Origin of the sequence: uncultured Leifsonia sp. (assembly GCF_945957465.1) — a bacterium.
Taxonomy (GTDB): Bacteria; Actinomycetota; Actinomycetes; order Actinomycetales; family Microbacteriaceae; genus Leifsonia.
Genome location: NZ_CAMFLC010000004.1, coordinates 1 through 24,824 on the forward strand (window position 1 = coordinate 1; position 24,824 = coordinate 24,824).

Annotated in this window: 24 protein-coding genes and 1 pseudogene; 13 read left to right on the plus strand and 12 right to left on the minus strand. The window is 69.3% G+C overall.

Annotated features, from left to right (window positions below; genetic code table 11):
- A pseudogene (locus Q0Q23_RS03095) lies at window positions 1-401 on the plus strand (succinate--CoA ligase subunit alpha); the annotation flags it as partial.
- A gap of 149 nt (window positions 402-550) precedes the next feature.
- Window positions 551-1,936 (plus strand): hypothetical protein, encoded by a 1,386-nt coding sequence (locus Q0Q23_RS03100; protein WP_295119144.1) that lies wholly within the window; start codon window positions 551-553, stop codon window positions 1,934-1,936.
- 33 nt (window positions 1,937-1,969) lie between these two features.
- On the opposite strand, the gene Q0Q23_RS03105 is transcribed toward Q0Q23_RS03100, so the two are convergent.
- The 6 genes from Q0Q23_RS03105 to Q0Q23_RS03130 all read right to left on the minus strand — a co-directional run bounded on the left by Q0Q23_RS03105 (window position 1,970) and on the right by Q0Q23_RS03130 (window position 6,546).
- A complete protein-coding gene (locus Q0Q23_RS03105) occupies window positions 1,970-3,043 on the minus strand; it encodes a hypothetical protein (protein ID WP_295119146.1) in 1,074 nt (357 codons plus the stop codon).
- Entirely contained in the window at window positions 3,040-3,684 is a 645-nt protein-coding gene (locus tag Q0Q23_RS03110; RefSeq protein ID WP_295119149.1) for an ATP-binding cassette domain-containing protein, read from the minus strand. The genes Q0Q23_RS03105 and Q0Q23_RS03110 overlap by 4 nt, the downstream gene beginning before the upstream one ends.
- Window positions 3,681-4,706: a peptidoglycan-binding protein gene (locus Q0Q23_RS03115; RefSeq protein ID WP_295119152.1), complete on the minus strand. Its 1,026-nt coding sequence runs from the start codon at window positions 4,704-4,706 to the stop codon at window positions 3,681-3,683. Before Q0Q23_RS03115 ends, Q0Q23_RS03110 begins: the two co-directional genes overlap by 4 nt.
- An 84-nt stretch (window positions 4,707-4,790) precedes the next feature.
- Complete coding sequence (locus tag Q0Q23_RS03120) at window positions 4,791-5,486, minus strand: hypothetical protein (RefSeq protein WP_295119155.1); 696 nt, start codon at window positions 5,484-5,486, stop codon at window positions 4,791-4,793.
- Between the two features lie 8 nt (window positions 5,487-5,494).
- Window positions 5,495-6,130, minus strand: a complete 636-nt coding sequence (locus Q0Q23_RS03125) for a hypothetical protein (RefSeq protein ID WP_295119158.1) — start codon at window positions 6,128-6,130, stop codon at window positions 5,495-5,497.
- An 86-nt stretch (window positions 6,131-6,216) separates the two neighbouring features.
- Window positions 6,217-6,546, minus strand: coding sequence for a hypothetical protein (locus Q0Q23_RS03130; RefSeq protein WP_295119161.1), 330 nt, complete (start codon window positions 6,544-6,546; stop codon window positions 6,217-6,219).
- A gap of 137 nt (window positions 6,547-6,683) precedes the next feature.
- Between Q0Q23_RS03130 and Q0Q23_RS03135 the strand changes: the two genes are divergently transcribed.
- The 5 genes from Q0Q23_RS03135 (at window position 6,684) to ddaH (ending at window position 12,746) form a co-directional block, all read left to right on the plus strand.
- The gene (locus Q0Q23_RS03135) at window positions 6,684-7,973 is read left to right on the plus strand and encodes a DUF6350 family protein (RefSeq protein ID WP_295119164.1); all 1,290 of its coding nucleotides are present in this window, start codon (window positions 6,684-6,686) and stop codon (window positions 7,971-7,973) included.
- A gap of 125 nt (window positions 7,974-8,098) precedes the next feature.
- Window positions 8,099-8,692 carry a phosphoribosylglycinamide formyltransferase gene (gene purN / locus Q0Q23_RS03140; protein ID WP_295119167.1) on the plus strand — a complete coding sequence of 198 codons (594 nt, stop codon included), beginning with the start codon at window positions 8,099-8,101 and terminating at the stop codon, window positions 8,690-8,692.
- Window positions 8,689-10,269, plus strand: a complete 1,581-nt coding sequence (gene purH, locus Q0Q23_RS03145) for a bifunctional phosphoribosylaminoimidazolecarboxamide formyltransferase/IMP cyclohydrolase (RefSeq protein ID WP_295119169.1) — start codon at window positions 8,689-8,691, stop codon at window positions 10,267-10,269. The genes purN and purH overlap by 4 nt, the downstream gene beginning before the upstream one ends.
- Window positions 10,270-10,391: 122 nt before the next feature.
- The gene (locus Q0Q23_RS03150) at window positions 10,392-11,447 is read left to right on the plus strand and encodes a Glu/Leu/Phe/Val dehydrogenase family protein (protein WP_295119171.1); all 1,056 of its coding nucleotides are present in this window, start codon (window positions 10,392-10,394) and stop codon (window positions 11,445-11,447) included.
- A gap of 96 nt (window positions 11,448-11,543) precedes the next feature.
- Window positions 11,544-12,746 carry a dimethylargininase gene (ddaH, locus tag Q0Q23_RS03155; protein ID WP_295119173.1) on the plus strand — a complete coding sequence of 401 codons (1,203 nt, stop codon included), beginning with the start codon at window positions 11,544-11,546 and terminating at the stop codon, window positions 12,744-12,746.
- A gap of 11 nt (window positions 12,747-12,757) precedes the next feature.
- On the opposite strand, the gene Q0Q23_RS03160 is transcribed toward ddaH, so the two are convergent.
- The gene (locus Q0Q23_RS03160; RefSeq protein WP_295119176.1) at window positions 12,758-13,231 is read right to left on the minus strand and encodes a hypothetical protein; all 474 of its coding nucleotides are present in this window, start codon (window positions 13,229-13,231) and stop codon (window positions 12,758-12,760) included.
- Between the two features lie 422 nt (window positions 13,232-13,653).
- On the opposite strand from Q0Q23_RS03160, the gene Q0Q23_RS03165 reads away from it, so the two are divergent.
- Both Q0Q23_RS03165 and Q0Q23_RS03170 read left to right on the plus strand, forming a co-directional pair.
- Window positions 13,654-15,498 (plus strand): ABC transporter ATP-binding protein, encoded by a 1,845-nt coding sequence (locus tag Q0Q23_RS03165; RefSeq protein ID WP_295119179.1) that lies wholly within the window; start codon window positions 13,654-13,656, stop codon window positions 15,496-15,498.
- Window positions 15,495-17,309, plus strand: a complete 1,815-nt coding sequence (locus tag Q0Q23_RS03170; protein ID WP_295119182.1) for an ABC transporter ATP-binding protein — start codon at window positions 15,495-15,497, stop codon at window positions 17,307-17,309. Before Q0Q23_RS03165 ends, Q0Q23_RS03170 begins: the two co-directional genes overlap by 4 nt.
- Before the next feature lie 133 nt (window positions 17,310-17,442).
- On the opposite strand, the gene Q0Q23_RS03175 is transcribed toward Q0Q23_RS03170, so the two are convergent.
- On the minus strand, window positions 17,443-18,438 hold the full coding sequence (locus Q0Q23_RS03175) for a hypothetical protein (protein WP_295119186.1): 996 nt from the start codon (window positions 18,436-18,438) through the stop codon (window positions 17,443-17,445).
- A gap of 162 nt (window positions 18,439-18,600) precedes the next feature.
- On the opposite strand from Q0Q23_RS03175, the gene Q0Q23_RS03180 reads away from it, so the two are divergent.
- Genes Q0Q23_RS03180 through Q0Q23_RS03190 form a run of 3 tightly spaced genes read left to right on the plus strand, consistent with a single transcriptional unit; the run spans window position 18,601 to window position 21,432 of the window.
- Window positions 18,601-18,948 (plus strand): response regulator, encoded by a 348-nt coding sequence (locus tag Q0Q23_RS03180; protein WP_295119189.1) that lies wholly within the window; start codon window positions 18,601-18,603, stop codon window positions 18,946-18,948.
- Between the two features lie 4 nt (window positions 18,949-18,952).
- Window positions 18,953-19,639, plus strand: a complete 687-nt coding sequence (locus Q0Q23_RS03185; RefSeq protein WP_295119192.1) for a response regulator transcription factor — start codon at window positions 18,953-18,955, stop codon at window positions 19,637-19,639.
- A 5-nt stretch (window positions 19,640-19,644) separates the two neighbouring features.
- Window positions 19,645-21,432 (plus strand): sensor histidine kinase, encoded by a 1,788-nt coding sequence (locus Q0Q23_RS03190; RefSeq protein ID WP_295119195.1) that lies wholly within the window; start codon window positions 19,645-19,647, stop codon window positions 21,430-21,432.
- 13 nt (window positions 21,433-21,445) lie between these two features.
- Here Q0Q23_RS03190 and Q0Q23_RS03195 read toward each other — a convergent pair whose 3' ends face one another.
- From Q0Q23_RS03195 to Q0Q23_RS03205, 3 genes are all read right to left on the minus strand, one after another.
- On the minus strand, window positions 21,446-21,871 hold the full coding sequence (locus tag Q0Q23_RS03195) for a hypothetical protein (RefSeq protein ID WP_295119198.1): 426 nt from the start codon (window positions 21,869-21,871) through the stop codon (window positions 21,446-21,448).
- A gap of 94 nt (window positions 21,872-21,965) precedes the next feature.
- Window positions 21,966-22,295, minus strand: coding sequence for an MGMT family protein (locus tag Q0Q23_RS03200; RefSeq protein ID WP_295119201.1), 330 nt, complete (start codon window positions 22,293-22,295; stop codon window positions 21,966-21,968).
- Window positions 22,279-22,731 (minus strand): GNAT family N-acetyltransferase, encoded by a 453-nt coding sequence (locus tag Q0Q23_RS03205; RefSeq protein ID WP_295119203.1) that lies wholly within the window; start codon window positions 22,729-22,731, stop codon window positions 22,279-22,281. Before Q0Q23_RS03205 ends, Q0Q23_RS03200 begins: the two co-directional genes overlap by 17 nt.
- A gap of 147 nt (window positions 22,732-22,878) precedes the next feature.
- On the opposite strand from Q0Q23_RS03205, the gene Q0Q23_RS03210 reads away from it, so the two are divergent.
- Window positions 22,879-24,093 (plus strand): NADP-dependent isocitrate dehydrogenase, encoded by a 1,215-nt coding sequence (locus Q0Q23_RS03210; RefSeq protein ID WP_295119206.1) that lies wholly within the window; start codon window positions 22,879-22,881, stop codon window positions 24,091-24,093.
- 69 nt (window positions 24,094-24,162) lie between these two features.
- Here Q0Q23_RS03210 and Q0Q23_RS03215 read toward each other — a convergent pair whose 3' ends face one another.
- Window positions 24,163-24,780 (minus strand): helix-turn-helix domain-containing protein, encoded by a 618-nt coding sequence (locus Q0Q23_RS03215; protein WP_295119208.1) that lies wholly within the window; start codon window positions 24,778-24,780, stop codon window positions 24,163-24,165.
- Window positions 24,781-24,824: the final 44 nt, after the last annotated feature.

Here is a 24,824-nt window from a genome sequence, read left to right on the forward strand (position 1 = left end):
TGACCTACCAGATGATGTACGAGCTGCGTGACCTCGGCTTCTCGACCGCCATCGGTATCGGCGGCGACCCGATCATCGGCACCACGCACATCGACGCGCTAGCCGCGTTCGAGGCCGACCCCGAGACCAAGGCGATCGTCATGATCGGCGAGATCGGCGGAGACGCCGAGGAGCGCGCGGCCGACTTCATCAAGGCCAACGTCACCAAGCCCGTCGTCGGCTACGTGGCCGGTTTCACGGCGCCCGAGGGCAAGACCATGGGCCACGCCGGTGCGATCGTCTCCGGCTCGGCCGGCACGGCGCAGGCCAAGAAGGAAGCCCTGGAGGCCGCGGGCGTGAAGGTCGGCAAGACCCCGTCCGAGACCGCCGCGCTGCTGCGCGAGGTCTACGCGGCGCTGTAAACGGCCGCACCGACGCCGAACGAGACGGGCCGGACTCCTCCACGGAGTCCGGCCCGTCTCGTCTATCCACCGCCCGATTTCCGGGCCTGCCCCTGCCACCCGTGCCGGCGTTACAGTGAGCCATCACCGCCCGGAAGGGGATGCAGCCGATGCCGAACATGACGAACGCGGAACTCGCTCGGCGGGTCGCAGCGCTCGAAGCCGAGAACGCCGCTCTCAAGAGCCGGCTCGATGAGAACGCGACGGAGCCGCTCCCCGAGTCGACGCCGACTGTCGAGCCGAAGCACAAGCGCGGCTGGGGGTGGACGCTGCTGGCGGTCGTCCTCATCGTGATCGGTGCCATCCTCGCACCGGTCGCCGTCGTCGCCTCCTGGGCCAAGGTGCAGCTCACCGACACGGACGCGTTCGTCACCACCTACGCGCCGTTGGCCAAGGATCCTGGCGTGCAGGCCTACGTCACCGATGAGGCGGTGAAGGCCATCCAGGAGCACGTCGACATCCCCCAGCTGACCTCGCAGGTGATCGACGGCATCACCGGCCTCGGCACGGGGCCGGTGGCCACGAAGGCACTGAATGCGCTGAAGGCGCCCCTCGCGCAAGGGATCGTTTCGCTGATCCAGACGACCGTCGGCCGGTTCGTGTCGTCCGACGCCTTCGCTCAGGTGTGGCAGGAAGCCCTGCGCGCGAGCCATACCCAGCTGGTGGCGACCATGCAGGGTGATCCGAAGGCGGCGGTCGCGATCGGCGCGGACGGGTCGGTCGGGGTCCAACTCGGCCCCATCATCGATCGCGTCAAACAGGTGCTGGAGGATCAGGGCATCTCGTTCGCGGCGCAGATCCCGACGATCGACAAGACGATCACGGTGGCTCAGAACTCCTCCATTCCCACGCTGCAGGTGTTCTACAACCTGGCCATCGTCGCCGGCGCGTGGCTGCCGTGGGTCTCGATCGGGCTTCTCGCACTGGGCGTGATCGTCGCTCGCCGTCGCTCGCTGGCGCTGATCGGCGCTGCGTGCGCGCTGGCCGTCGCGATGATCGTGGTGGTCGCGGGCATCGGCATCGGTCAGATCGTCTTCATCGCGTCGGCGTCACCGTCGCTCGTTCCTGCGGGGGTGGCGAGGACGCTCTACGCGACGGTCTCGACCGCCATGCAGGACACCGGGGTCGCCGTGCTGGTGCTGGCGATCGTCGTCGCCCTGGTCGCCTGGTACTCCGGTCCGTTCGGCGTGCCTCGGCGTCTGCGCGGCTTCTTCGGGTCGGGCGTGACCTGGGTGCGGGAGGCCGCCGAGCGCCATGGCATCACCACCGGCCGCGCGGGCGAGTGGATCTACGCGCAGCGCGTCCTGCTGCGAAGCGCCGTCGCCGTGATCGCGGCGGCGGTCGTGCTGTTCGTGCGTCCGCTCACACCGTCGCTCATCATCTGGACGCTCGTGATCGCGGCGGTGGTCATCGCGATCCTGGAGCTCGTGCAGAGACCGGTCATCACCGTTCCGGAGGACGCTGACGACGATACGCCCGTAGTAACGGCGTCGTGAGCGCCGACTGCTCAGCGCCGAAGTCCGGTGCGGTCAACGCGCCTTGAACAGCGCGAAGAGGTCGCTCTCGCGAACGGTGGAGGCCGCTGATATAACACCGGTGACGAACAGGGCGGCGACGACTCCGGCGGAGAGTGCCAGTGCCGTAGGCAGCGAGCCGGGGTTCGCCCCCAGCACGAAGGCGAGCGCACCATAGCCCAATCCAGCAACCCCCAGCGCCGGGAGGCCGATGAGTGCGGCTTCGACAGCCATGGTTCCGGCGACGAACGCTCGGCTCGCACCCGCGTGCAGCGAACTGGCCAACTCGAGCCGACGGGTCAGCGAGTACACGACTCCGAGGAGCAGTGCCGCGACGACGGCGGCCGTCGGGGCGAAGCGGCTGGTTCGCTCGACAAAGGCCTTCGCACCGGTGAACTCCTGTCCGACGACCGGATTCAGCGGGTCGATGGACGTCTCTTTCGACGGTGCATCGGGCGCGAGCGCGGTCAACAGGAGAGGGTCGCGGTCCCGACTGGCCGGCCAAGTGTCCGCCCAGCACTCCGATGCGGTTCCGGTCGCTGGAACGATCGCGACGAGAGCGGACGAGAGCCGGGACGCCCCGCTGTCGCCCGGACCGGGGGCGAACGCACCGAGGACCGGCAGCGGACCTTCCCTCGTCATCAGCACGCTGCCACGATCGGCACCGAGCTCGGCCGCGAAAGTCGTGGTGAGATACACGCCTCCGCGTCCGACATCGACGATCCCCAGGCGGGCGGCCAGCCCACGGCTGATCTCGTAGACGGGAATTGTGCTCGACCCTGGCTCGAGAAGTACGATCGAGTCCCTCTGCGCGAGCGAGCCGGAGGCCGAGAACCCGGCGGCCGTCGGCAGCTGTTCGCAGCGGTCGCGGTCGACCGCATCGGGCGACGAGAGCACGCGCGTCGCGCCGCCCGCCGCTCGGAACGCTTCCGCCTGGCGCTCCAACCCGTCGATCGTGAGGGTGTCGAGCAGGGCGGTCGCGACGATGACCGACGCGAGGACGGCACCGTGGATGAACGAACGCAGCGGACTGGTCGAGGCATTGCGTCGGCTCTCGCCGACGAGGGAACGGAGTCGGGTGAGCCTCACGATCGCGGGCCTCGCGCCAGGGCAGGAGACGCGTCGAGCGCCAGCCGACGGCTGCACGCGACCACGGTGTCCTGATCGTGGGTCGCCACGACGACGATGGCTCCGATGCCGGCGAGCGATTGCAGCACTCCGTTCACGGTCGCTGCATTGGTGCGGTCCAATTGGGCGGTCGGCTCGTCGACCAGAAGGAGGTCGGGCTCGGCGGCGATCGCCCGGCAGAGCATCAGACGCTGCGCTTCCCCGCCGGACAGCTGGGCGAACGTCCGCTTCGCGAGGGCACGGAGTCCCAGCTCATCGAGGATGCGCTCCGCCCTCCAGGCGGCCTCCTGCCGCGGGTTGCCGCGCGCGATGATCGGGTACACGACGTGGTCGAGCACGGTGCGGCGTGCCTGGCCGTGCGGATTCTGGAAGACCCAGCCGACCGTGTCGACGCCGACGCGGCGGATATGGCCGGCGGTCGGGGATTCCCAGCCGGCGAGGAGCGAGAGCAGTGTCGATTTGCCCGATCCGGACGGCCCGGTGACAGCCCAGACGTCACCGGCCGTCAACGTCTCGGTGAGACCCTGGAAGATCGGCGAGCCGGGGCTGAAGGCGTGCGCGACGGCGTGGAGTTCCATGCGCGCGCCGCTGCCCGTGCTCACTCGCACGCTTTCGCTGTCACCGCGGCGCCGATCCGGATGCGTTTCGGGATATCGCCTTCGAAGGTGACGAAGGAGGAGCCGAGCCGGCTCGCTACGACCCGTACGGCCGCCGTGGCTCCTGCCTCCCGTTGAACGCATCGGTTGTCCGCTACGCCGATCAGACCTCCTGGGGGGACGGCGACGACGCGAAGCGGTGCGACGAGTCGCGCCGAGACTGAGAGGGGAGAGTCCTTCGGTTTTGCGGCGTTCGCCAGATACTCCGGCGAGGCGGCGACCGCGTCGAGGACGGTGCGGTCGTCGATGACTCCGCTCTCGGGCATCGCGAACTCCTGGGCGCCGAGCCGGATGGTGCGGTCGCCCGGCACGACCGCGGTGGTCTCTCCGGTCACGAGCCTGAGCGATCGGAGGGTGCCCGGCAGCTCGACGAATGAGCTCCCGAGTTCATAGCGTTCACCGACGGCGACCTCGCACGAGGAGACCGCGACCGTTCGTGAAGGAAGCCACGCGACGGAGGAAAGCCGAAGAGTTCCATCGGCGGGTGCGATGCCGGCACGGCGCTGCACCTCCTTCACGGCGTCGCGGACCGCCGCGCTGTACCGGCCCTCGGCATCCACGTCGAATCCGAGAGCACGCAGCGCCTGCCGCAGCGCAGCCACGTCGGTTCCCTCGTCGCCCGGCGCGAGGTCGCGAAAGAGCGGCGTGCTGGTCGCGAGCGCCACGATCGGCGCGGCGTCGATGTGTGCGATCACGCCACCGTTCTCGATGGTCCGATCGGACGCGCAGCCGGACGCGGTCACCATTCCGGTGGTGTTCAGCGCGATGGCGGCGGTGCGGTCGACTTCGGCGATCAGACCCATGGACCGTTCGTCCCGGAATTCGGTTTCGTGGAGTCCGAGCGTGCGCGGGGCGGTCGGGGTCTGCAGGCTGTCGGGCGCCGATGGCGGGAAGACCGACACGAGGAGAACGCCGGCCGCCAGGCCAGCGAGCGCCGCGGCGGCTGGGAGGAGGGCGCGGCGGATCATGTGGCGAGTCCGATCGCTGTGAGGGCGACGGAGGAGTGCGTGAGCTTCTTCCAGGGATGTGGATTCATGGTGCTGGGGGCCGAATCAGTCTGCGAACGTGATGGTCTGGTGAGCGACGAACAGACACATCTGTGCGCGCGCGTCGCGTACGTCGAACGGAAGTGACGAGAAGTCGGTCTTTCCCTCACCGAATGAGGCCGCGAAGTCGTCGTGACCGAAGCCTTCCGGTGCAAGCCCTTCGCGTACGAGGCAGGCCGCACCGGCGGCCTCGAGGTCGCTCAGGAGATCCGGATTGCCCTGTTGAACGACGAAGAGTTCATCGATCACCACGAGAGTTCCGATTGAGCAGGCGTAGTCGATGTCCCCGAGTCGCTCGACCGTGAATTCCGCACTCGGCAGGCCGGGGGTCGCGTGGATCACGCCGTTCGGAAATCGCCGTTCGTCGGCATCGACCCCGGACCGGGCCATGCATTCGCGGTAGCGATCGTGGGCGCTCTCGTAATCCGCCTGCGAAATCGTGCCGCGCTCGCGCGCTCGAGTCAGCACGTCTGTCTCGAACTCGCTCAGGGTGCCGTTGCTGAGCTGTTCGTCGATCAGGGCACCGAACGACGACGCGAGCTTCGCGCCGGATTCGGTCGCTTCCTGTCTAGAGCATGCGCTGGCAGTGGCGATCAGCACGATGGCAGCTGTCGCTGCCACTGTTCGCTTCCATGTCTTCATCATCGACTCTTCCGTTGAGTCGGTCGGTATCGCGGCGATGCGGCGACGGGCCTTGCTCACTCTGGCCTTCAATCCGCGAACCCGATGACGATGCCGGCCACGTAGAGGCACATGTGCACCCGTTCGTCTCGCACGTCGAATGGGAGGTCGTCGTAGTTGGAGCCCGGTCCGTCGAAGGCTTTGGCGAACTCGTCGCGCGAGAATGATGCAGGCGCGATTCCTTCACGGACAAGACAAGCGGCGCCGGCTTCGTTTCGATCGCGGAGAAGCCCGGGGTTGCCCTGCTGAACGCTGTAGAGCTGGTCGATGGCGGCGATGGTTCCCACGCTGCATGCGAAGTCCGCATCGGCGAGATCGTCGATCGTGAACGTCTCGTCGGGACCGGGGGGAGTCGAGTGGATGATTCCGTTGGGATATCTGTGGTCTTGGGCGGCGATTCCCTTGGCAGCCATGCACTCTCGGTATCGATCGTGTGCGGTTTCGTAGTCGCTCTGCGAGATGGAGCCACGATCCTTGGCGCGAGTGAGTACTGCTGTCTCGAACTCGGTCAGGGTACCGCTGTCGAGCTCCTCCTCGATCAACGCGAGATAGGTCGCTGCGAGCTTTCCTCCCTGCGAGGGATTTGGGGAACTGCACGCAACCATCGCGAAGATGAGGACAGCTGCGCCGATCAGGGATGCGGATCGCGTGATTCGGGTCTTCATTGAGGACTTTCGCTGAGAGCTTGAGAACGCTGACTAGACGGGGCCGGGCGGCGCCGAAGCGCACCCGGCCCCGTGTTTCCCGTGGATCAGCTCTGGACGAGGACGACGTTGTTGCGGTAGACGCGTGCCTTGTGCGTCGTGTTGAAGCCGAGCACCTGTGCATCGCTGTGGGACGTGCGTTTTGCACCCCAGCGGATGTCGCTTCCCAACTGGGCGTACGCCTGAAGCCAGCCGTCCTGGTTGTTGTTCGACGTCGTCCCCGCATAGGCCTCGACCCAGGACGACGACACGTAGTGCCAAATGGCCGCCTCCGCCGGCGCCGCCGTGCCCACGACGAGGCCGATCGATGCGGTTGCTGCGACCGCGCCCGCGGCGATGCGGGAGCGGAGCTTGTTCACTCTGGTGTGTTTCTTCATAGGCCCAGCGAAGCAGAATCTCAGGCATAAATGCAAGAGGTATAGATGCAACATGTTTGACGAAGTCCCCTGGGTCGCCGGGGGATCGAAGTGTCGAGCGGGCGGAGGCGACCGCGACCGGTAGGCTCCATCCGGTCATGAGTCGCACAACCGTCGCCCTGCTCGCCGCGCTCGAGGCGGTCATCGTCGCGGCGGTCGGGATCGGGATCTGCGTGGTCGCGCTCACCGTGCTCTGGGCCGCCCAGTATCACTTGGCGGGGGACTTCATGGTGGTGTGGAGGGCCGCGGCCGATGTCTGGCTGGTGGGGCACGGCGTCAACCTGACGGTGGCGCTCGACCCGCAGACCGTCGGCACGCTGGGGCTCCCCGGCGCCGCGGCTCCCTTCCAGGTGACGATCGCGCTCCTCGGGTTCGCCGCCCTCACGGCCGGACTCGGCGTGCGCACCGGGCTGCGCGCCGCGGAGACGCCGTACCGCCGTACCGGCGCGATCTCCGCGCTCACCGTGTTCCTCGCCGTGTCCCTGCTGGTGACGCTGACCGCCGGGAGCGCCGTGGTGACACCGTCGCTGTGGCAGGGGATCGTGCTGCCCCCCTTCGTCTACGCGCTCGGCATCGGAGTCGGCTTCGCGTTCGCAGGGCTGCGCGGCGCATCAGGGCGCGCCCCCGCACGAGCCGGTGAGCGTTCCGACGATCACGCGGGCCGCGACGACATGGCGTCGACCGGAGGGCGCGACGGCGCGGCCCCCGTCACGGTCGCCGTCCGTGCCCGGATCGACACCATCCCCGCTCCGGTCCGCGCCGGAGTGCTGGGCGCGATCCGCGCCGGGAGCGCCGCCACCGCCCTGGTCATCGGGGCGTCCGCCTTCGTCCTCGCCCTGCTCATCTTCGGCAACTACGGCGCGATCATCAGCCTCTACGAACAGCTGCAGACCGGTGTGGCCGGCGGTGTCGCCCTCACCGTGGCACAGCTCGCCTTCCTGCCCAACCTCGTGATCTGGCTCATGTCGTGGCTCGTCGGGCCCGGATTCGCGATCGGCACGGGTTCCGCGGTGAGCCCCATCGGTACCGCGCTCGGTCCGTTGCCCGGCGTGCCGCTGTTCGGTGTCATCCCGGCGCACGGGTACACGTTCGGCCTCGTCGGAGTCCTCGTGCCGCTGCTCGCCGGTTTCGTCGCGGCAGCGCTCCTGCGCGCGACCAGGCGGACGAACGCCGACGGCCCACTCGCCCTCCTGCTGACCGCGCTCGGGATCGGCGTGGTCGCGGGCATCCAGCTCGGTCTCCTCGCCTGGTGGTCGGCCGGTGCGCTCGGCCCGGGGCGCCTGCACGACGTCGGGCCGAACCCCTGGCTGGTCGGTGCGCTCGCCGCGGCGGAGGTCGGGATCGCCGCGGTCATCGGGCTGCTGGCCGGAGGGCGCGCACGACGATGAGAGCGCCGGGCCCTCGACTGGATCTGCCGAGGTTCACCCCTTCGGCGGCGGCACGCACGGTCGCGCCGTCGCGGCGGGGGCTGCGTTTGGTCTGAGCGCCCCCGCCGCATGGGTAGGCTTGTCGCGTGCTCTCGATTGTCGTGCTGATCTCCGGCGGTGGGTCCAATCTGCGCGCGCTGCTCGAGGCCGCTTCCGACGCCGAGTTCCCGGCCAGGGTGGTCGCCGTCGGCGCCGACCGGGAGGCCGACGGGCTCGAGCACGCGGAGGAGTTCGGCATCCCCTCGTTCACGGTGCCGTTCACCTCGTACGACAGCCGCGAGGAGTGGGGCGACGCCCTTCTCGGGCAGATCCGGCTCTGGGAGCCCGACCTGGTCATCCTGTCCGGCTTCATGCGCCTCGTGCCGCCACGTGTCGTGAAGGCCTTCTCGCCCAACCTCATCAACACGCACCCCGCCTACCTGCCGGAGTTCCCCGGCGCACACGGCGTCCGCGACGCGCTCGCCGCCGGCGCCACGCAGACCGGCGCCAGCCTCATCGTGGTCGACGACGGTGTCGACGCCGGCCCGGTGATCAGTCAGGAGCGCGTTCCGATCGTGCCCGGCGACACCGAGGCCAGCCTGCACGAACGCATCAAACCCGTGGAGCGGCGCCTCCTGATCGACGCCGTCCTCGACATCGCCAACGGACACATCGACCTCAAGGAGCTCTCCCGAGTATGAGCGGACCCCGTCACGACGCCAGCCTCTACCGCGAACGGGACACCGTCCCGATCCGCCGCGCGCTGATCTCGGTCAGCGACAAGACGGGCCTGACCGAACTCGCCGCGACGCTGGCCGAGGCCGGGGTCGAGATCGTGTCGACGGGCTCGACCGCTCAGACCATCCGCGATGCCGGGTACGCGGTGACCGACGTCGCCACGGTGACCGGGTTCCCCGAGTCGCTCGACGGGCGGGTCAAGACGCTTCACCCGGCCATCCACTCCGGTCTTCTCGCCGACCTCCGCCTCGCTTCGCACGAAGACCAGCTGAAGGAACTCGGCATCGAGCCCTTCGAGCTCGTGGTCGTCAATCTCTATCCGTTCGTGGAGACGGTGGCGTCCGGCGCCGTCGGCAACGATGTCGTCGAGCAGATCGACATCGGCGGCCCCGCGATGGTGCGGGCGTCCGCGAAGAACCACGCCAACGTGGCGATCGTGGTCTCGCCCGCCGACTATTCGGAGGTCGCAGCCGCGGTCGCCGCCGGCGGGACGAGCTTCGACCAGCGGCGTGCGCTCGCCGCCAAGGCCTTCGCACACACGGCCTCCTACGACGGCGCGGTCGCCGCATGGTTCGCGGGGGAGGCGCCCTCGACCGACGACTTCGCGGAACGATTCGAAGTGCGCGCCGAACTCAAGCAGACGCTCCGTTACGGCGAGAACTCCCACCAGGCGGCGGCGCTCTACGCCGATCCGGCCGGCCACGGTATCGCCCAGGCGACCCAGCTCGGCGGCAAAGAGATGTCGTACAACAATTACGTGGACGCCGACGCGGCCCTGCGCAGCGCGTACGACTTCACGGAGCCCGCCGTCGCGATCATCAAGCACGCCAACCCCTGCGGCATCGCCGTCGCCGCCGACATCGCCGATGCACACCGCAAGGCGCACGAGTGCGACCCGGTGTCCGCCTACGGCGGCGTGATCGCGGCCAACCGCACGGTGACCCTGGCGATGGCGGAGACGGTCAAGGGCATCTTCACTGAGGTGCTCATCGCGCCCGGCTTCGAGCCGGAGGCGCTGGAACTCCTGCAGACCAAGAAGAACCTGCGGATCCTCCGGCTGCCCGAGGGCTACGCGCGCGCCACGACCGAATTCCGGCAGATCTCGGGCGGCGTACTCGTGCAGGACAGCGACCGGTTCGACGGCTTCGACTCCTCCGGCTGGACGCTCGTCTCGGGCGAGGAGGCCGACGCGGCCACCCGCGCCGATCTCGAGTTCGCCTGGAAGGCGTGCCGGGCGGTGAAGTCCAACGCCATCCTCCTGGCCAAAGACGGCGCCTCCGTCGGCGTGGGCATGGGCCAGGTCAACCGCGTCGACTCGTGCAACCTCGCCGTCAGCCGCGCGGGCGACCGGGCGGCCGGATCGGTCGCGGCATCCGACGCGTTCTTCCCGTTCGCCGACGGCCCGGAGATCCTCATCGCGGCCGGTGTCTCGGCGATCGTGCAGCCCGGCGGCTCGATCCGCGACGAGGACGTCATCGCCGCCGCGAAGGCAGCGGGCGTGACGATGTACTTCACCGGGGAGCGGCACTTCTTCCACTGACGCGGGCGCCGGGGAGCCGTGCTCATCCGGGCGTCCCGTTGCATCCCTCGTGGGGTCGGGCGAGAATGGACGACGGTCCACAAGACCCTCAGCATTCACCGCGATCCCACGAGGAGACACCGATGTCCGTCCTGCCCGCAGACCTGCCGCACGAAACACTGCACGTTGTGAAGGGGAGGCGCAGCGGCCTCACCATCAGCATCGCGGTGCACTCCACGGCCCTCGGCCCCGCCCTGGGCGGTTGCCGGGTGTGGAACTACGACTCCTGGCAGGAGGCCGTCGCCGACTCGCTCCGCCTGGCGGAGGGGATGACCTACAAGAACGCCGCGGCCGGCCTGCGCCGCGGCGGCGGCAAAGCCGTCGTCTATCTGCCGGACGGGCACCAGTTGACCCCCACCGAGCGTTACGAGGTCATGCTCGACCTCGGCGACGCGGTGGAGAGCCTCGGCGGCAGTTACATGACCGCGGAAGACGTCGGGACGAGCGCAGAGGACATGTCGGTCGTGGCGACGCGCACCGCCCACGTGTGCGGCCTCCCGCCCGCCGAGGGCGGCGTCGGCGAGCCGAGCGACGCGACCGCCGCCGGTGTCTACGCGGGCCTGCTCGCGACGCTGGAGCGTGCCACCGGCAGCCGCGACGTCGCCGGCCGCCGCGTCACCGTGCTCGGCCTGGGGCACGTCGGTTCGATCATCGCCATGCGTCTCGCGAGCGAGGGCGCGGTGCTGACGGTCACCGACGTCAACCCGGCCAAGCGAGCCCTCGCCGAGGCGCTCGGCGCCGCCTGGGTCGAGCCCGACGAGGCGCACCGCGTGGAGGGCGACCTGTTCGTGCCCGCCGGTGTCGGCGGTGTGCTGACCGACGCCGTCATCGACGAGTTGCGGGTGAAGGCCGTCGTCGGCCCGGCCAACAATCAGCTGGCCGACCGCTCCGGCGCCGAGCGACTCGCTTCCCGCGGCATCCTCTGGGCTCCCGATTTCGTGGTCAACGCCGGTGGCGTGATCTTCCTCTCGATGATGAACGAGGAGAGGCCCTCCGCCGAGGCCACCCGGGAGCGCGTCGAGGCGATCGGCGACACCGTCGCCCACGTCTTCGACATCGCGGCCGAACGGGGCATCACGACGCTGGATGCGGCTGACGAGATCGCGCTCGCCCGTCTTCGCGAGCCCGCGCACGCCTGACCCGGTCGTTTCGTCCCGCCGCCCCGGACGGCCGGCGGCGGGACGGCGGCCGGTGCCAGCATTCCCATAGGAACCGGTCGGATAGGCTTGGTTCTCATGACTTCCTCCTGGGGCCGCCGGCTCGTCGCCTCCCTCGTCTCCGCCGTCGCGGTCGCCGCCGTCGCATTCGTCGCGTCCACGCTGCTGCTCATGGTGGCCAACCAGCTGAACCCGGCTGCGCTCCAGAACATCACCATGTACGTGGGGTGGCCGGCGCTCGCGGCATTCGTGCTGTCCGCGATCGCGGCCCTTCTCGGAGGCTATGACCGGCGGTGGATCGCCGTCGTGGCCGGAATCCTCGTCGGGCTCGTGAGCACGTTCATCGGCGAGATCGTCCTGTTCTCCACGCTCAACGTTCCCCTGAACGGTGCGGCCTGGGGGCAGGTGTTCCAGCTGCTGATCTCCTACGAGCTGCCGTTCTGGCTCGCGGTCGCCGTCGCGTTCCCCACGGCGGGCTTCGCCGTGTTCCGCGCCGTGGAGGGCCAGGGCGGCACGACCGGCCGCAAGGTGGCCCTCGTCCGCATCCCTGCCGCCAACCTCGCCGACGGCCTGGTGACCCACATCGAGCGGGAGGCCATCGACAGCGAGTTGGCCGACCAGCAGTGGGACGGGTACGTCGCCGCGCTCTCCGCCGCCGGCTGGCAGACCGTGGAGGTCGCGAGCGCCGATCAGCTGGCCGACTCGGTCTTCGTTGAGGACACGGCCATCGTCTTCGGGGACACCGCGGTCATCTCGCGTCCGGGCGCCGACTCGCGTCGCCCCGAGACCGCGGGGACCGAGGCCGCCCTTCGCGCGCAGGGCCTCCGCCTCGAGCGGATCGAGGAGCCGGGCACCCTCGACGGCGGCGACGTGCTCAAGGTGGGCGACACCGTCTACGTCGGCCGCGGCGGCCGCACCAACGCCGAGGGCATCCGACAGTTGCGCGCGCTGGTCGCGCCCCTGGGCTATACCGTCGTCGCGGTCCCCGTGACCAAGGCGCTGCACCTGAAGACCGCCGTCACGGCTCTTCCGGACGGCACCGTGATCGGGTACGAACCGATCGTGGACGACCCGCGGATCTTCGAGCGCTTCCTGCCCGTGCCGGAGGCCCACGGCACCGCCGTGGTGGTGCTCGACGACGAGACCGTGCTGATGTCGTCGTCCGCCCCCGCTTCGGTGGCGCTCGTCGAGGACCTCGGCTACACGGTGGTGCAGGTCGACATCTCGGAGTTCGAGAAGCTCGAGGGCTGCGTCACCTGTCTCTCCATCCGGATCCGCTGACCGGCGGCTCCTCAGTCGCCTGAGGTGTCTCGGGTGCAGGGGATGCTGCCCGCCAGCTGGGCGGTCGTCGAGGTGGCACCTTCGAACGGGTCGGTGTACTGGCCGATCATGCCGTCGAAGCGCACCCGCCCGTCCTCGAGCCGGAAGGCCGCCGTCGAGAAGAACGAGCCGCCGTCACCGGTGGTGAGGTTCGTGCCGAAGCTGCCGTTGCGCAGGTCGGCGACGATCTGACCGCCGGCGCGTGAGGTCGGGTCGTTGCGCACGACCACGCGCCCGTTCGCTCGGACGACGCACGTCGCGTGGTGGAGGAAGACCTCCACGGTGCGCGCGTGCGCGCCCTGCACGCGCAATTCCATCGCGGTGTGGGTCAGTGACCGGGCGGCGGTCCACGCCACGCCCGCGCTCGCGTACAGCCCGAGGATCAGTGCCACGAATACCGCGAACGCTCCGATCACCGACCAGAACGGGAGCGAGCGCCACACCATCCCTGCAGCCTAGCGGCCGCCCTCGCAACCGGCGCGGCACGACCGTCCCCGAACTTGCTCTTGCGTTCGGGGCGATGCTGGGAATATTCTGTAGGGCTGCCTTGTCGCAGCGTTCGGATGACGCATCGGGCCTTGGGAGGACGCCATGACAACGACTGAGAAGACACGAACCGTGACCGTGTTCGGGCTCGTCGCTGCCGCGTACGCGTCCCCGGAGCCGGCCCCCGCCTGGTAGGTCCCAGGCAGGAACGCGCTTCCGGCTGACTGTCGCCGGCACACCGCCCGGGCATCCGTGGCCCGGGCTCGTCGCGCCCACGCGAACGACTCCTTTTGGCGACCTCTCAGCACGCTTCACCGGGTCGGAGCCGACCCGCGCTACGAAACAGAATTCACGCAACGCACAACTAGAGAAGACGGAACTCATGTCCATCGCTGAAACGCATCAGCACCCACCCCAAAGAGAAGACCAGAAGCGGTCGGGAACCGTCCGCACGCTTCTGCGCATCCTCCCGTTCGCCAAGTCGGCGGCACCCCGCATCGTCCTCGGCATGGTCGCCGCGCTGCTGGCGAGCCTGGTCGCGCTGCTCATCCCGCAGGTGCTCCGCTGGCTGGTCGACGGCCCGCTGTCCACCGGCGACCCCTCGGCGGTCTGGCCCGCGGCGCTGCTCGTCGTCGGGCTCGGCGCCGCCGAGGCCGTGTTCATCTCGCTCCGCCGGTGGTTCGTGCTCACTCCGGGCACGCACGTCGAGGCGCGGATGCGCAACTCCCTCTACGAGAAGCTGCAGGACCTGCCTGTCGCGTTCCACGACCGCTGGCCGAGCGGGCAGCTGCTCTCGCGCGCCGTGAGCGACCTGAGCCTGATCCGGCGCTGGCTGTCGTTCGGCATCGTGCTGCTCGTCGTCAACGTCGTGACCATCATCGTCGGTTTCGCGATCCTGATCGGCTGGAACTGGATCCTCGGGCTGATCTTCCTGGTCCTGTCCGTCCCGTTGTGGATCTACGGCTTCGTGTTCGAGAAGAAGTACTCCGTCGTCGCGCGCCGCAGCCAGGATCAGGCCGGCGACCTCGCGACCGCCGTGGAGGAGTCGGTGCACGGCATCCGGGTGCTCAAGGCATTCGGTCGCGGCAAGCACGCCCTGGAGAAGTTCGAGTCGCAGGCGGAGCAGCTCCGCGGCACGGAGATCGAGAAGGCGAAGGCGGTGGCCGGCCTCTGGCTGTGGCTGTTGATGATCCCGGACATCGCCTTCGGCATCTGCCTGGTGGTCGGTGTGTGGCTGGCCGCGCAGGGAGAGCTGTCGGTCGGCGAGCTGGTCGCGTTCTTCGCGACCGCGACCGTGCTCCGGTTCCCGATCGAGTCGATCGGCTTCCTGCTCGCGATGACATTCGACACGCGAACCGCCGCCGACCGCTTCTTCGAGGTGCTGGACGAGGTCAACACGATCACGGACCCGGCCGACCCGAAGCGCATCACCGATCCGCGCGGGGAGCTCGTCTTCGACGACGTGCACTTCCGCTACCAGGACTCCCCTGAGCGCTTCCCCGACCTCCTGAACGGCATCGATCTCACGGTGCAACCGGGGGAGACGATGGCGCTCGTGGGCCTCACGGGCAGCGGCAAGTCGACGCTGACGGCTTTGACCACCCGTCTGTACGACGTGACGGGAGGTTCGGTGCGCGTCGACGGCGTGGACGTGCGAGACCTGACGCGCTACGACCTGCGGAAGGCCATTGCCATGGCCTTCGAGGACGCGACGCTGTTCTCGGCGTCGGTGCGTGACAACGTGCTGCTCGGCCGCGACGGGCTCGACCCCGATTCGGCGGAGGCGGAGCGCGTCCTCACGGAGGCGCTCGAGATCGCCCAGGCCGGGTTCGTCTACGAGCTGCCCGAGGGTGTCGACACCAAGGTGGGTGAGGAAGGACTCAGCCTCTCCGGGGGACAGCGCCAGCGTCTCGCCCTCGCTCGTGCGGTGGCGGCCGCGCCCAGCATCCTGGTGCTCGACGACCCGCTGTCGGCGCTCGATGTCGACACCGAGGCGCTGGTGGAGGCCGCCCTGCGCCGGGTGCTCGCCTCCACGACGGCCCTGGTCGTCGCGCACCGTCCGTCGACGGTCACGCTCGCCGACCGGGTGGCCCTGCTGGAGGACGGCCGGATCACCGCCGTCGGCACCCATCATGAGCTGCTCGCATCCAACGAGCACTACCGTTTCGTCCTCTCCTCCCTCGAAGAGGAGCAGGACGAGGAGATCCTTCAGGAGGTGAACCTGTGAGCACCGCGACCGTTCTGGGCGTCGAGGGCGAAGAGCGCAACGACCTCAGCAAAGAGGAGAGCAGGCAGATCCGTCGGCGCTCGCTGCGCCTGCTCGGCTCGCTGCTGCACCCGCTGCGCCTGCGGCTGGTGCTGACCGCGATCGTCGTCGTGGTCAGCACAGCCGGCCAAGTCGCCGGCCCGGCGATCATCGCCTTCGGCATCGACAACGGGATCGCGGCTCTGCACTCGCAGAACTGGCTCCCGGTCGCCGCCGCCGGCGTCGCCTACCTGCTCACCGGCATCATCGGCGCTGTGCTCATCGCGTGGTACACCGTGCTGAGCGCGCGGATCAGCCAGGCGATCCTGATCGACCTGCGCAAGCGGGTCTTCCTGCACACGCAGAAGCTCTCGCTCGAGTTCCACGAGTCGTACACGTCGGGCCGCATCATCTCGCGGCAGACGAGCGACCTGGACTCGATCCGCGAGCTGCTCGACTCCGGCATCAACCAGCTGGTGCAGGGCTTCCTGTACATGCTGTTCATCGCCATCGCGCTGTTCTGGCTCGACTGGCTGAGCGGTGTCGTGCTGCTGTGTTCGCTGGTGCCGCTGTACCTGCTCACGCGGTGGTTCCAGAAGCGCTCGCAGGTGCTGTTCCGCATCTCGCGGGTGGCGTCGGCGAAGCTGATCGTGCACTTCGTGGAGACCATGACCGGCATCCGCGCGGTCAAGGCGTTCCGCAAGGAGAAGCGCAACGAGAAGGAGTTCGGCGGCCTCGTCGAGGACTACCGGGATGTCAACGCACGGGTGATCCAGCTGTTCGGGATCTTCGACCCCGGCCTCGTGATGATCGGCAATGTGACGGTCGGAGTGGTTCTTCTGGTCGGTGGCTTCCGGGTCGCGGAAGGGCAGCTCGCCATCGGTGTGCTGCTCGCCGCGCTGCTCTACACGCGCCGGTTCTTCGACCCGATGGAGGAGATGGCGATGTTCTACAACTCCTACCAGTCGGCGGCGGCCGCGCTCGAGAAGATCTCGGGCGTGCTGGAGGAGGAGCCGAGCGTACCCGACCCGGTGAAGCCGGTCGACCTCTGGACAGCCGAGGGACATGTGAGGTTCGACGATGTGACGTTCGCCTACAAGCGCGACCGCGTCATCCTGCCGGAGTTCAGCCTCGACATCCCCGCCGGGCAGACGATCGCACTGGTCGGTTCGACCGGCGCGGGCAAATCGACCCTGGCGAAGCTGATCTCGCGGTTCTACGACCCGAGCGCGGGGACCGTCGCGCTCGACGGCGTGGATCTGCGCGATATGCACCCGAAGGACCTGCGCCGGGCGATCGTCATGGTCACCCAGGAGGCGTACCTGTTCAGCGGGTCGGTGGCCGACAACATCGCGCTCGGCAAGCCGGACGCGACGAGGGACGAGGTGGTGGAGGCCGCGCAGGCGGTCGGCGCGCACGAGTTCATCACGGGCCTGCCGAACGGCTACGACACCGACGTGAACAAGCGCGGCGGTCGGGTCTCGGCGGGTCAGCGCCAGCTGATCTCGTTCGCCCGGGCGTTCCTGGCGAACCCGGCGGTGCTCATCCTGGACGAGGCGACCAGTTCGCTCGACATCCCGAGCGAGCGCCTGGTGCAGGAGGCTCTGCAAACGCTGCTCGCCGACCGCACCGCCGTGATCATCGCGCACCGCCTGTCGACGGTCGCGATCGCGGACCGGGTGCTCGTGATGGAGCACGGCCGGGTCGTCGAAGACGGCTCGCCGGACGAGCTGATCGCCGGCACCGGTCGCTTCGCCCAGCTGCACGCCGCGTGGCGGGACTCGCTCGTCTGATCACGGGCCGAGGTGGTACCGACAGGCCCCGGCCCTCCCTTCGGGGAGAGGATCCGGGGCCTGTCGCCGTGGACGGGGCGGGCCGAGGGGTTGGAGTGGGTTGAGTCGTCGGTCCGTCCGGCCAGGTCCGGGGTCAGGTGCGTGCGGCGCTGCGGAGCACCCGGTGGTCGGAGACGCCGCGGTTGCGCAGCAACGGCAGGCGACGTAACAGCGAGGAGCCGTCGGCGTCGAGGACGACGACCTCCGCGCCGGCGTCGATGCACGCGCTCGCGACCGCGGGTTCCACATCGCGGCGGACGTCGGCTGCGACGACGGTCAGGCAGCCGGCGGTGATGGATCGTCCCGCCGACGCCGTCACCGTGATCCGCGAGGTGGCGGGTGCGATGATGCCGCGGATCGCGCGGGCCAGTTCCGCGCGCTCCGACGGGCGTCCGTCGGCGCGGCCCGGGAATCCGTCGCCGAGGTCGAGCAGCCGGAGCCGCTGCCCTGTTGCGGCCTCCACATCGGCGGCGACGCCCATCGCGCGCACGATCTCGGCCACGTACTCGGCAGGGCCGGCGTCCTTCGGCAGGGTCAGCGACAGGCCGGCGATCCGAGCGCCGAGGCCGTGGGCGGAGCGGGAGGCGGCGACGATGGCGGTGGGCGTCATTCCCGGAGAAGCGCGGTGCGCCGGTCGCGGGGTGAGTCCCGGCTCGAGCTTGAGGACGACCTGCAGGTCGTCGGGTGCGCCCGCGAAGACCTCCAGCGCGCGATGCCCGTCGATCACGAAGCGACGCACCCCGGCGTCGTAGGCGGCGCGAGCCTCGTGCGGGTGCGTCAGCGGGGTGGCGTGCAGGACGTGGCGCCCGGAGCTGCCGGCGAGGAGCAGTGCGGGCAACGCCCGGTCGTGCGTGACCTCGAAACCGCCGTCGACCTGCGCGATAGCCGCCAGCAGTGCGGGATGCGCGAGGGCGCTCACGTCGTAGTGGACGTCGACCCACGGGAAGTCATCCCGCAGCGCGCGGTAGCGGCGGCGGGCCCGGTCGAGGTCGATGACCACCAGGGGGAGGTCGTGGACGCCCACCGCGACCGCCTCGGAGGCCTGATCGGCGGCTCCGTTCGGGTCGACGGTTCGGGTTGCGGTGGGCATCGCATCCTCCTCGGTTCGGGTCGGCGGGTTCAGCGCGAGACGGTGAGCTTGCCTCATATCTTCGGGCTGGGCGACGACACCCCGCATCCGGGGGACCACCCGAATGCCCCTACGTGCTGGCACGGATGCGCTACGCCCGTCCGCCCGGAGAGAATCGTCAGCATGTGCCTCCGTGTTGTGATCGTCGACGACCACGCGCGGTTCCGTGCTCAGGCCGCCGAGCTCCTCACACTGGAGCGCTTCTCCGTCGTCGGTGACGCCGAGACCGGTGCCCGCGGCATCGAGTTGAGCCGTTCGCTCGCGCCCGATCTGGTGCTCCTCGACGTGGGGTTGCCCGACGCCAACGGATTCGATCTGGTCGCGGCGATGCGTGCGACAGGAGCCGCCGTGGTGCTGACCTCCAGTCGATCGTCGCGCGACTACGGCACGCGCGTCACCGACAGCGGGGCGGACGGCTTCATCAGCAAGGCGGAACTCAGCGGTGAGGCGATTCGCAGCCTGCTAATGTAAGCGCGTGGTCGGGGGAGAGAACTCGGATTCCCGCCCGCTCCGGGTTGCGATCGCCGATGACGCCGTGCTGTTGCGCGAGGGGATCGGTCAGCTCCTGCGGGCGGGTGGAGTGGACGTCGTCGCGTCGGTGGACACGGCGGAGCAACTGCTGCAGCTCCTCGCCGACGGTGACCACCGGATCGACGCCGTGGTGCTCGACATCCGGATGCCGCCCACCCACACCGACGAGGGGCTGCGCGCCCTCGAGACGCTGCGCGCAGCCGGCTCCACGGTCGGGGTGTTGCTGCTGTCCATGTACACCACCGCCGCGTTCGCGATCCGGGCGATGAGCGCCGGCAGCGGCACGGGCTACCTGCTGAAAGACCGCGTTGCCGATGGCGACACCCTGGTCAACGCCGTGCGCACGGTGGCGGGCGGCGGTTCCGTCGTCGACCCCGAGGTGGTGCAGCTCCTCGTCTCCGCTCGGTCGTCCGAGGCCGCCGTCGAATCGCTGTCCGGCAGGGAGGTCGACGTCCTGCGACTGATGGCGGAGGGTCTCTCGAACGCAGGCATCGCCTCGGCCCTCCACCTCAGCCTGCGAACCGTCGAGTCGCACATCGGGCACATCATGAACAAGCTCGACATCGAGGACACCACGGAAGGTCACCGGCGCGTGCTCGCTGTGCTGCGCTTCCTCGGCCGGGACAGCTGAGGGCCATGAGCGCCGCACGGCTCTCCCTGCGGGCGTTCGCCGTCACGGTGACGATCGCATCGAACGTGCTCGCCCAAGTCGCCAGCGCGATCACCGGCGACTACGGTCCCCGTCCTCAGGGACTCGGCTGGGCCGTCGTCTTCGTCGCTGTCGCCGTCGACTACGTGGTCTGCGCGGTGATCGCGTGGCGCGCGGTGCGCAGCCCGGTGCCCGGCTGGCTGATGGTCGGCGCGGCGTTCTTCTGGTCGGCGGGCGCCTGGTACCCGCTGACGAGGGACATCCCCTGGCTGTGGCCGCTGGTCGAGGGCGTCACCGACCTGTGGGCGGTACTGGTCGGGGTCCTCGTCCTCACGTATCCCTCGGGGCGCCTGACGTCACAGTTCGACCGCGTCGTGGCGTACACGCTGAGTGCGGCGTTCCTCGTCCGGTTCCTCGGCATCCTCGTGTTCTCCTCGCCCACGGTCGCGGAGTGCGGATGTGTGGCGAATCCCTACGTGCTGGTCCCCAGCCACGACGCCGACTACTGGCTCGGCATCGCCTGGCGCGTCGTCGGCGTGGTACTCCTGCTGACCGTCGCGGTACGGCTGTCGGTGCGCTGGATGACCAGCACCCTTCCCGCACGGCGCGTGGCGTTCGTGATGCCGCTGGCCCTGCTGCTCTGGTGCTACGGCACCGTGCAGGACTCGCTGAGCTTCGCGCTCGGGTGGGACGGCGGTTGGCTCCAGTTCGTCCCTCCCGTCGCCATCGCGCTCATCCCGCCGGCTTTCGTGGGCGGCGTGTTCTACGCGCGCGGGCTGCGGTCCCGGGTCGCGGATCTGGTGATCGTCGCCCGCGACAAGGTCGATCGCGGGCTCTGGGAGTCGAGTCTGGCCCGCACGCTGCACGACAACTCCCTGCGCGTCTTCTGGTGGGACGAGCACCGTCGCGGCTATCGCACCAGCCGCGGTGACGCCGTCCCGGACGGCGAGCGGGTCGACCGGCCGGGTCGCTCCACCCTCGCCATCGACTCCGATCAGGGCCCGATCGCGCTCATCGAGCACGACGTCGCACTCGCGCAGGACGACCGGCTGCTCGACGCCGTGTCGTCCGCCCTGCTGCTGTCGGTCGACAACGACCGGCTGCGCGCCCGGCTGGAGCAGACCATCCAGGAGCTGCGGGAGTCGCGCCTGCGGATCGTGGAGGAGGGTTACCTCGCTCGGCGGAGACTCGAGCGCGACCTCCACGACGGTTCGCAGCAGCAGCTGGTGTCGCTCGCGATCAGCCTGCGCATCGCGGCCTCCAAAGCGTCCGCGGCCGGCGAGGACGAACTCGTCGGCGACCTCGAGAGGGCGTCCGCCCAGCTCGCCGATGCGCTGCGCGAGCTGCGGGAGCTCGCTCGCGGCATCCACCCCACCGTGCTGACCGACGGCGACCTGCGATCGGCGCTCGAGGAGCTGGCCCAGCGCAGCCGGACACCGGTGGAGGTGCACGTCGAACTCGACGACAGGCTGCCCGACGTCGTCGAGGAGACCATCTACTACTGCGTCTCCGAGTGCCTCGCGAACGCGGCCAAGCACGCCGAGGCGCGCAACTGCGCCGTGCTCGTCACCCGCGCAGGCGACCAGATCACGGTGACGGTCAAAGACGACGGCCGGGGAGGTGCGCGCGTCGAACCGGGCGGCGGCCTGGAGGGCCTTCGCGACCGCGTCGAGACCGTGGGAGGCCATGTCGACGTCCGCTCGGTCGTCGGCCTGGGCACGATCGTCGAGCTGGTCGTGCCGGCGCACGCGTCCGAGGGCGGCAGGCCGTCGTAACGGCCCGGGCGCACTACTTCCGGGTGGCGGGGCGGGCGGCGTAGAGCTGCGAGCCGATCGCGAACACGCTCCAGTTGCCGGGACACAACGAGACCTTCTCGGGGATCCCTGTCGTCGGCCACCAGCTGTCCTGGATCGTCGGCTTCGGAGCGGTCGTCACCTTCGTGCACACCTTGGGCGCGAGCTGCTTGGCGGATGCGTACGTCATGATCGCTTCGCCGGTCTGCGTGTCGTAGTCGATCCGGATCACGGTGGCGTCGTCGGGCATGAAGGACGGAGCCGCGACCGTCGGGTGGCTCGCCGCCTTGTAGTCCTTCACCGTGTCGTAGATCGCCGGTTCGACGTGCGGCGTGAACGCGGCCACGACGGAGCACCCGGAGAGAGCGGCGACGAGGGGCACGGCTGCGACGGCAAGGCCGAGTCGACGGGTACGGGGCACGGACGCTCCTGGCGGGATCAGGGACAGATCCACTCAGTCAACACCATGAACCTGAGCGCTGCATCGGCCGGGAGGATGATTCGGCCGCTGCGCGTCAGCCGGCGTGCCGGGCGACCGCCAGATCGACCCGATAGGGCCGGTCGCCGCCGCCGAGAAGCGGTGTGCCCTCAGCCCGGTAGTGCTGCAGCGCGATGTGCTCGTGGTTCGCCGGCGGGTGACCGCTCGCCCGGACCACACGCCACCACGGCACCTGCGACCCGTAGTACGCCATCACCTGGCCGACCATACGGGAGGCGCGGGAGCCGAGCGTCGCGGCGACGTCGCCGTAGGTCATCACGCGCCCGGGCGGGATGCCCTCGACGACGGCGAGGACCCGGGTCGCGAAATCCTCGCCCTCCACGGAGCCGTCAGAGGTCGAGGGCACCGATCGTCTCGCCGTACTGCGTCTCGCCGACGGGCTGGAAGCCGGTGCGGAGGAAGAACTGCTCGGGCCCCAGCTCGCCCGACTCCCAGATCACGTAGAGGCGCTGCACACCGCGCTCGCGCGCCTCGTCGGCCAGCGCCCGCACCGCGAAGGTGCCGATGCCGCGGCCCTGGTCGTCCGCGTCCACGTTGATCCGCCAGAGGATCGCCTTGAACTCGTCGTGCTCCGCGTGCGGGTTGAAGTCGCCCATGATGAAACCCACGACGTCGTCGCCGTCGAGGACGACGCGCTGCCAGGAGGTCGTCGGGTCGGCCACAGCGGCCGCGGCCGAGTACGACACGGGAGCGATGAACTGCTCCTGACCAGGCTTCAGCGAAAGCGCGTTCGCCGCCACGACGGTCTTCGCGCTCAACTCTTCCAGTCTCAACTCAGCCATAACGAAAGGGTAACGTGCGCGGCGCGACCCGCATAGTCGGCGGCAGCGCTGACCGAATGCTGGCAGAAGTGTCTCGATGTCAAGATAGTTGCCCGACTCGGGTAAGCTGTCTCCGGCTGAAACACGGCACAGACCCCAGGAGAACCAGTGGACAAGATCAAGGTTGATGGAACGGTCGTCGAGCTCGACGGCGACGAGATGACGCGGATCATCTGGAAGGCGATCAAGGACTCGCTCATCCACCCGTACCTCGATGTGAACCTCGAGTACTACGACCTCGGCATCCAGAAGCGCGACGAGACCGACGACCAGATCACCATCGACGCGGCGCACGCCATCCAGAGGCACGGCGTCGGCGTGAAGTGCGCCACCATCACCCCCGACGAGGCCCGCGTGGAGGAGTTCGGCCTCAAGAAGATGTGGAAGAGCCCGAACGGCACCATCCGCAACATCCTCGGCGGCGTCGTGTTCCGCGAGCCGATCATCATCTCGAACATCCCGCGTCTGGTCCCGGGCTGGAACAAGCCGATCGTCATCGGCCGTCACGCCTTCGGCGACCAGTACCGTGCCACCGACTTCACCTTCGACGGCCCGGGAACCCTCACCATCAGCTTCCAGCCGAACGACGGCGGCGAGGCGCAGAGCTTCGAGGTCTACCAGGCCCCGGGCGCCGGCGTCGCGCTCGCCATGTACAACCAGGACGAGTCCATCCGCGATTTCGCCCGCGCGTCGTTCAACTACGGCCTCGACCGCCAGTACCCGGTCTACCTGTCGACCAAGAACACCATCCTCAAGGCCTACGACGGCCGGTTCAAGGACCTCTTCCAGGAGGTCTTCGACACCGAGTACAAGGAGAAGTTCGACGCCGCGGGCCTCACCTACGAGCACCGCCTGATCGACGACATGGTCGCCTCCAGCCTCAAGTGGGAGGGCGGCTACGTCTGGGCCTGCAAGAATTACGACGGCGATGTGCAGTCCGACACCGTCGCCCAGGGTTTCGGCTCGCTCGGCCTGATGACCTCGGTGCTCACCACGCCCGACGGCAGCGTCGTGGAGGCCGAGGCCGCGCACGGCACGGTGACCCGCCACTACCGCCAGCACCAGCAGGGCAAGCCGACCTCCACCAACCCGATCGCCTCGATCTTCGCCTGGACGCGCGGCCTCGCGCATCGCGGCAAGCTCGACGGCAACCAGGACCTGATCGACTTCACCCACACCCTCGAGGACGTCGTGGTGAAGACGGTCGAGGAGGGCAAGATGACCAAGGACCTCGCCCTTCTCGTCGGCCCGGAGCAGACGTTCCTCACCACGGAGGAGTTCCTGGACGCGATCAGCGAGAACCTCAAGGCGCGCATGGCGTAACGCCCCGCGCAGACATTCGCGCCGAGTGTCGGCTCCGATGCGTTCGGAGTCGACACTCGGCACATGTCTTCAACCGGCCGCTGCGTCTGCGTCGCCCGTGCGCGCCGGCCGTGCGCGCAGGTGGACGCGTTCGCCCTGCTTGCCGAACAGGCTGAGGAACTCCACGGCGTCCTCTCCCGCTCGCTCGAACCAGTGCGGCACGCGGGTGTCGAACTCGGCGGCCTCCCCGGGGCCGAGCTCGATGTCGTGCTCACCGAGAACGAGGCGAAGCCGGCCGTTCAGCACGTAGAGCCACTCGTAGCCCTCGTGGGTCTTCGGGTCGGGGACCCCGGGGGCCGGCCGGCCCCCGGAGATGACCGTTTTGAACGCGTGGATTCCACCGGGCCGGCGGGTGAGCGGGATCACGGTGCGGTCGCCGTGCTGCACCGGCCGCAGGTGCACGCGGGGATCGCCGGTCTGCGGCGCATCCACCAGTTCGTCGAGCGTGACGCCGTGGGCGCGAGCGAGGGGCAGCAGCAGTTCGAGGGTCGGTCGGCGTGAGCCGGACTCGAGCCGGGAGAGCGTGCTGACCGAGATGCCGGTCTCGGCGGAGAGGTCGGCGAGCGTCAGATCGCGCCGGGTCCGCAGGGCGCGGAGGCGATCGCCGACGGCGCCGAGGCTGCGGCCCGAGTCGGGGTCGTTCGTCATGGCCTCCATTTTGCCATTCCGGCAAAGAAAGTTGCCAAGACCAT

What these genes read in the sequence shown, in the direction of transcription:
- Q0Q23_RS03165 (WP_295119179.1), top strand. Translation starts at nt 13,654, where the DNA reads ATGTCCATCGCTGAAACGCATCAGCACCCACCCCAAAGAGAAGACCAG.
- purH (WP_295119169.1), top strand. Translation starts at nt 8,689, where the DNA reads ATGAGCGGACCCCGTCACGACGCCAGCCTCTACCGCGAACGGGACACC.
- Q0Q23_RS03175 (WP_295119186.1), bottom strand. Translation starts at nt 18,438, where the DNA reads ATGCCCACCGCAACCCGAACCGTCGACCCGAACGGAGCCGCCGATCAG.
- Q0Q23_RS03160 (WP_295119176.1), bottom strand. Translation starts at nt 13,231, where the DNA reads ATGGTGTGGCGCTCGCTCCCGTTCTGGTCGGTGATCGGAGCGTTCGCG.
- Q0Q23_RS03130 (WP_295119161.1), bottom strand. Translation starts at nt 6,546, where the DNA reads ATGAAGAAACACACCAGAGTGAACAAGCTCCGCTCCCGCATCGCCGCG.
- Q0Q23_RS03190 (WP_295119195.1), top strand. Translation starts at nt 19,645, where the DNA reads ATGAGCGCCGCACGGCTCTCCCTGCGGGCGTTCGCCGTCACGGTGACG.
- Q0Q23_RS03125 (WP_295119158.1), bottom strand. Translation starts at nt 6,130, where the DNA reads ATGAAGACCCGAATCACGCGATCCGCATCCCTGATCGGCGCAGCTGTC.
- Q0Q23_RS03215 (WP_295119208.1), bottom strand. Translation starts at nt 24,780, where the DNA reads ATGACGAACGACCCCGACTCGGGCCGCAGCCTCGGCGCCGTCGGCGAT.
- Q0Q23_RS03150 (WP_295119171.1), top strand. Translation starts at nt 10,392, where the DNA reads ATGTCCGTCCTGCCCGCAGACCTGCCGCACGAAACACTGCACGTTGTG.
- Q0Q23_RS03115 (WP_295119152.1), bottom strand. Translation starts at nt 4,706, where the DNA reads ATGATCCGCCGCGCCCTCCTCCCAGCCGCCGCGGCGCTCGCTGGCCTG.
- Q0Q23_RS03135 (WP_295119164.1), top strand. Translation starts at nt 6,684, where the DNA reads ATGAGTCGCACAACCGTCGCCCTGCTCGCCGCGCTCGAGGCGGTCATC.
- Q0Q23_RS03100 (WP_295119144.1), top strand. Translation starts at nt 551, where the DNA reads ATGCCGAACATGACGAACGCGGAACTCGCTCGGCGGGTCGCAGCGCTC.
- Q0Q23_RS03205 (WP_295119203.1), bottom strand. Translation starts at nt 22,731, where the DNA reads ATGGCTGAGTTGAGACTGGAAGAGTTGAGCGCGAAGACCGTCGTGGCG.
- ddaH (WP_295119173.1), top strand. Translation starts at nt 11,544, where the DNA reads ATGACTTCCTCCTGGGGCCGCCGGCTCGTCGCCTCCCTCGTCTCCGCC.
- Q0Q23_RS03180 (WP_295119189.1), top strand. Translation starts at nt 18,601, where the DNA reads ATGTGCCTCCGTGTTGTGATCGTCGACGACCACGCGCGGTTCCGTGCT.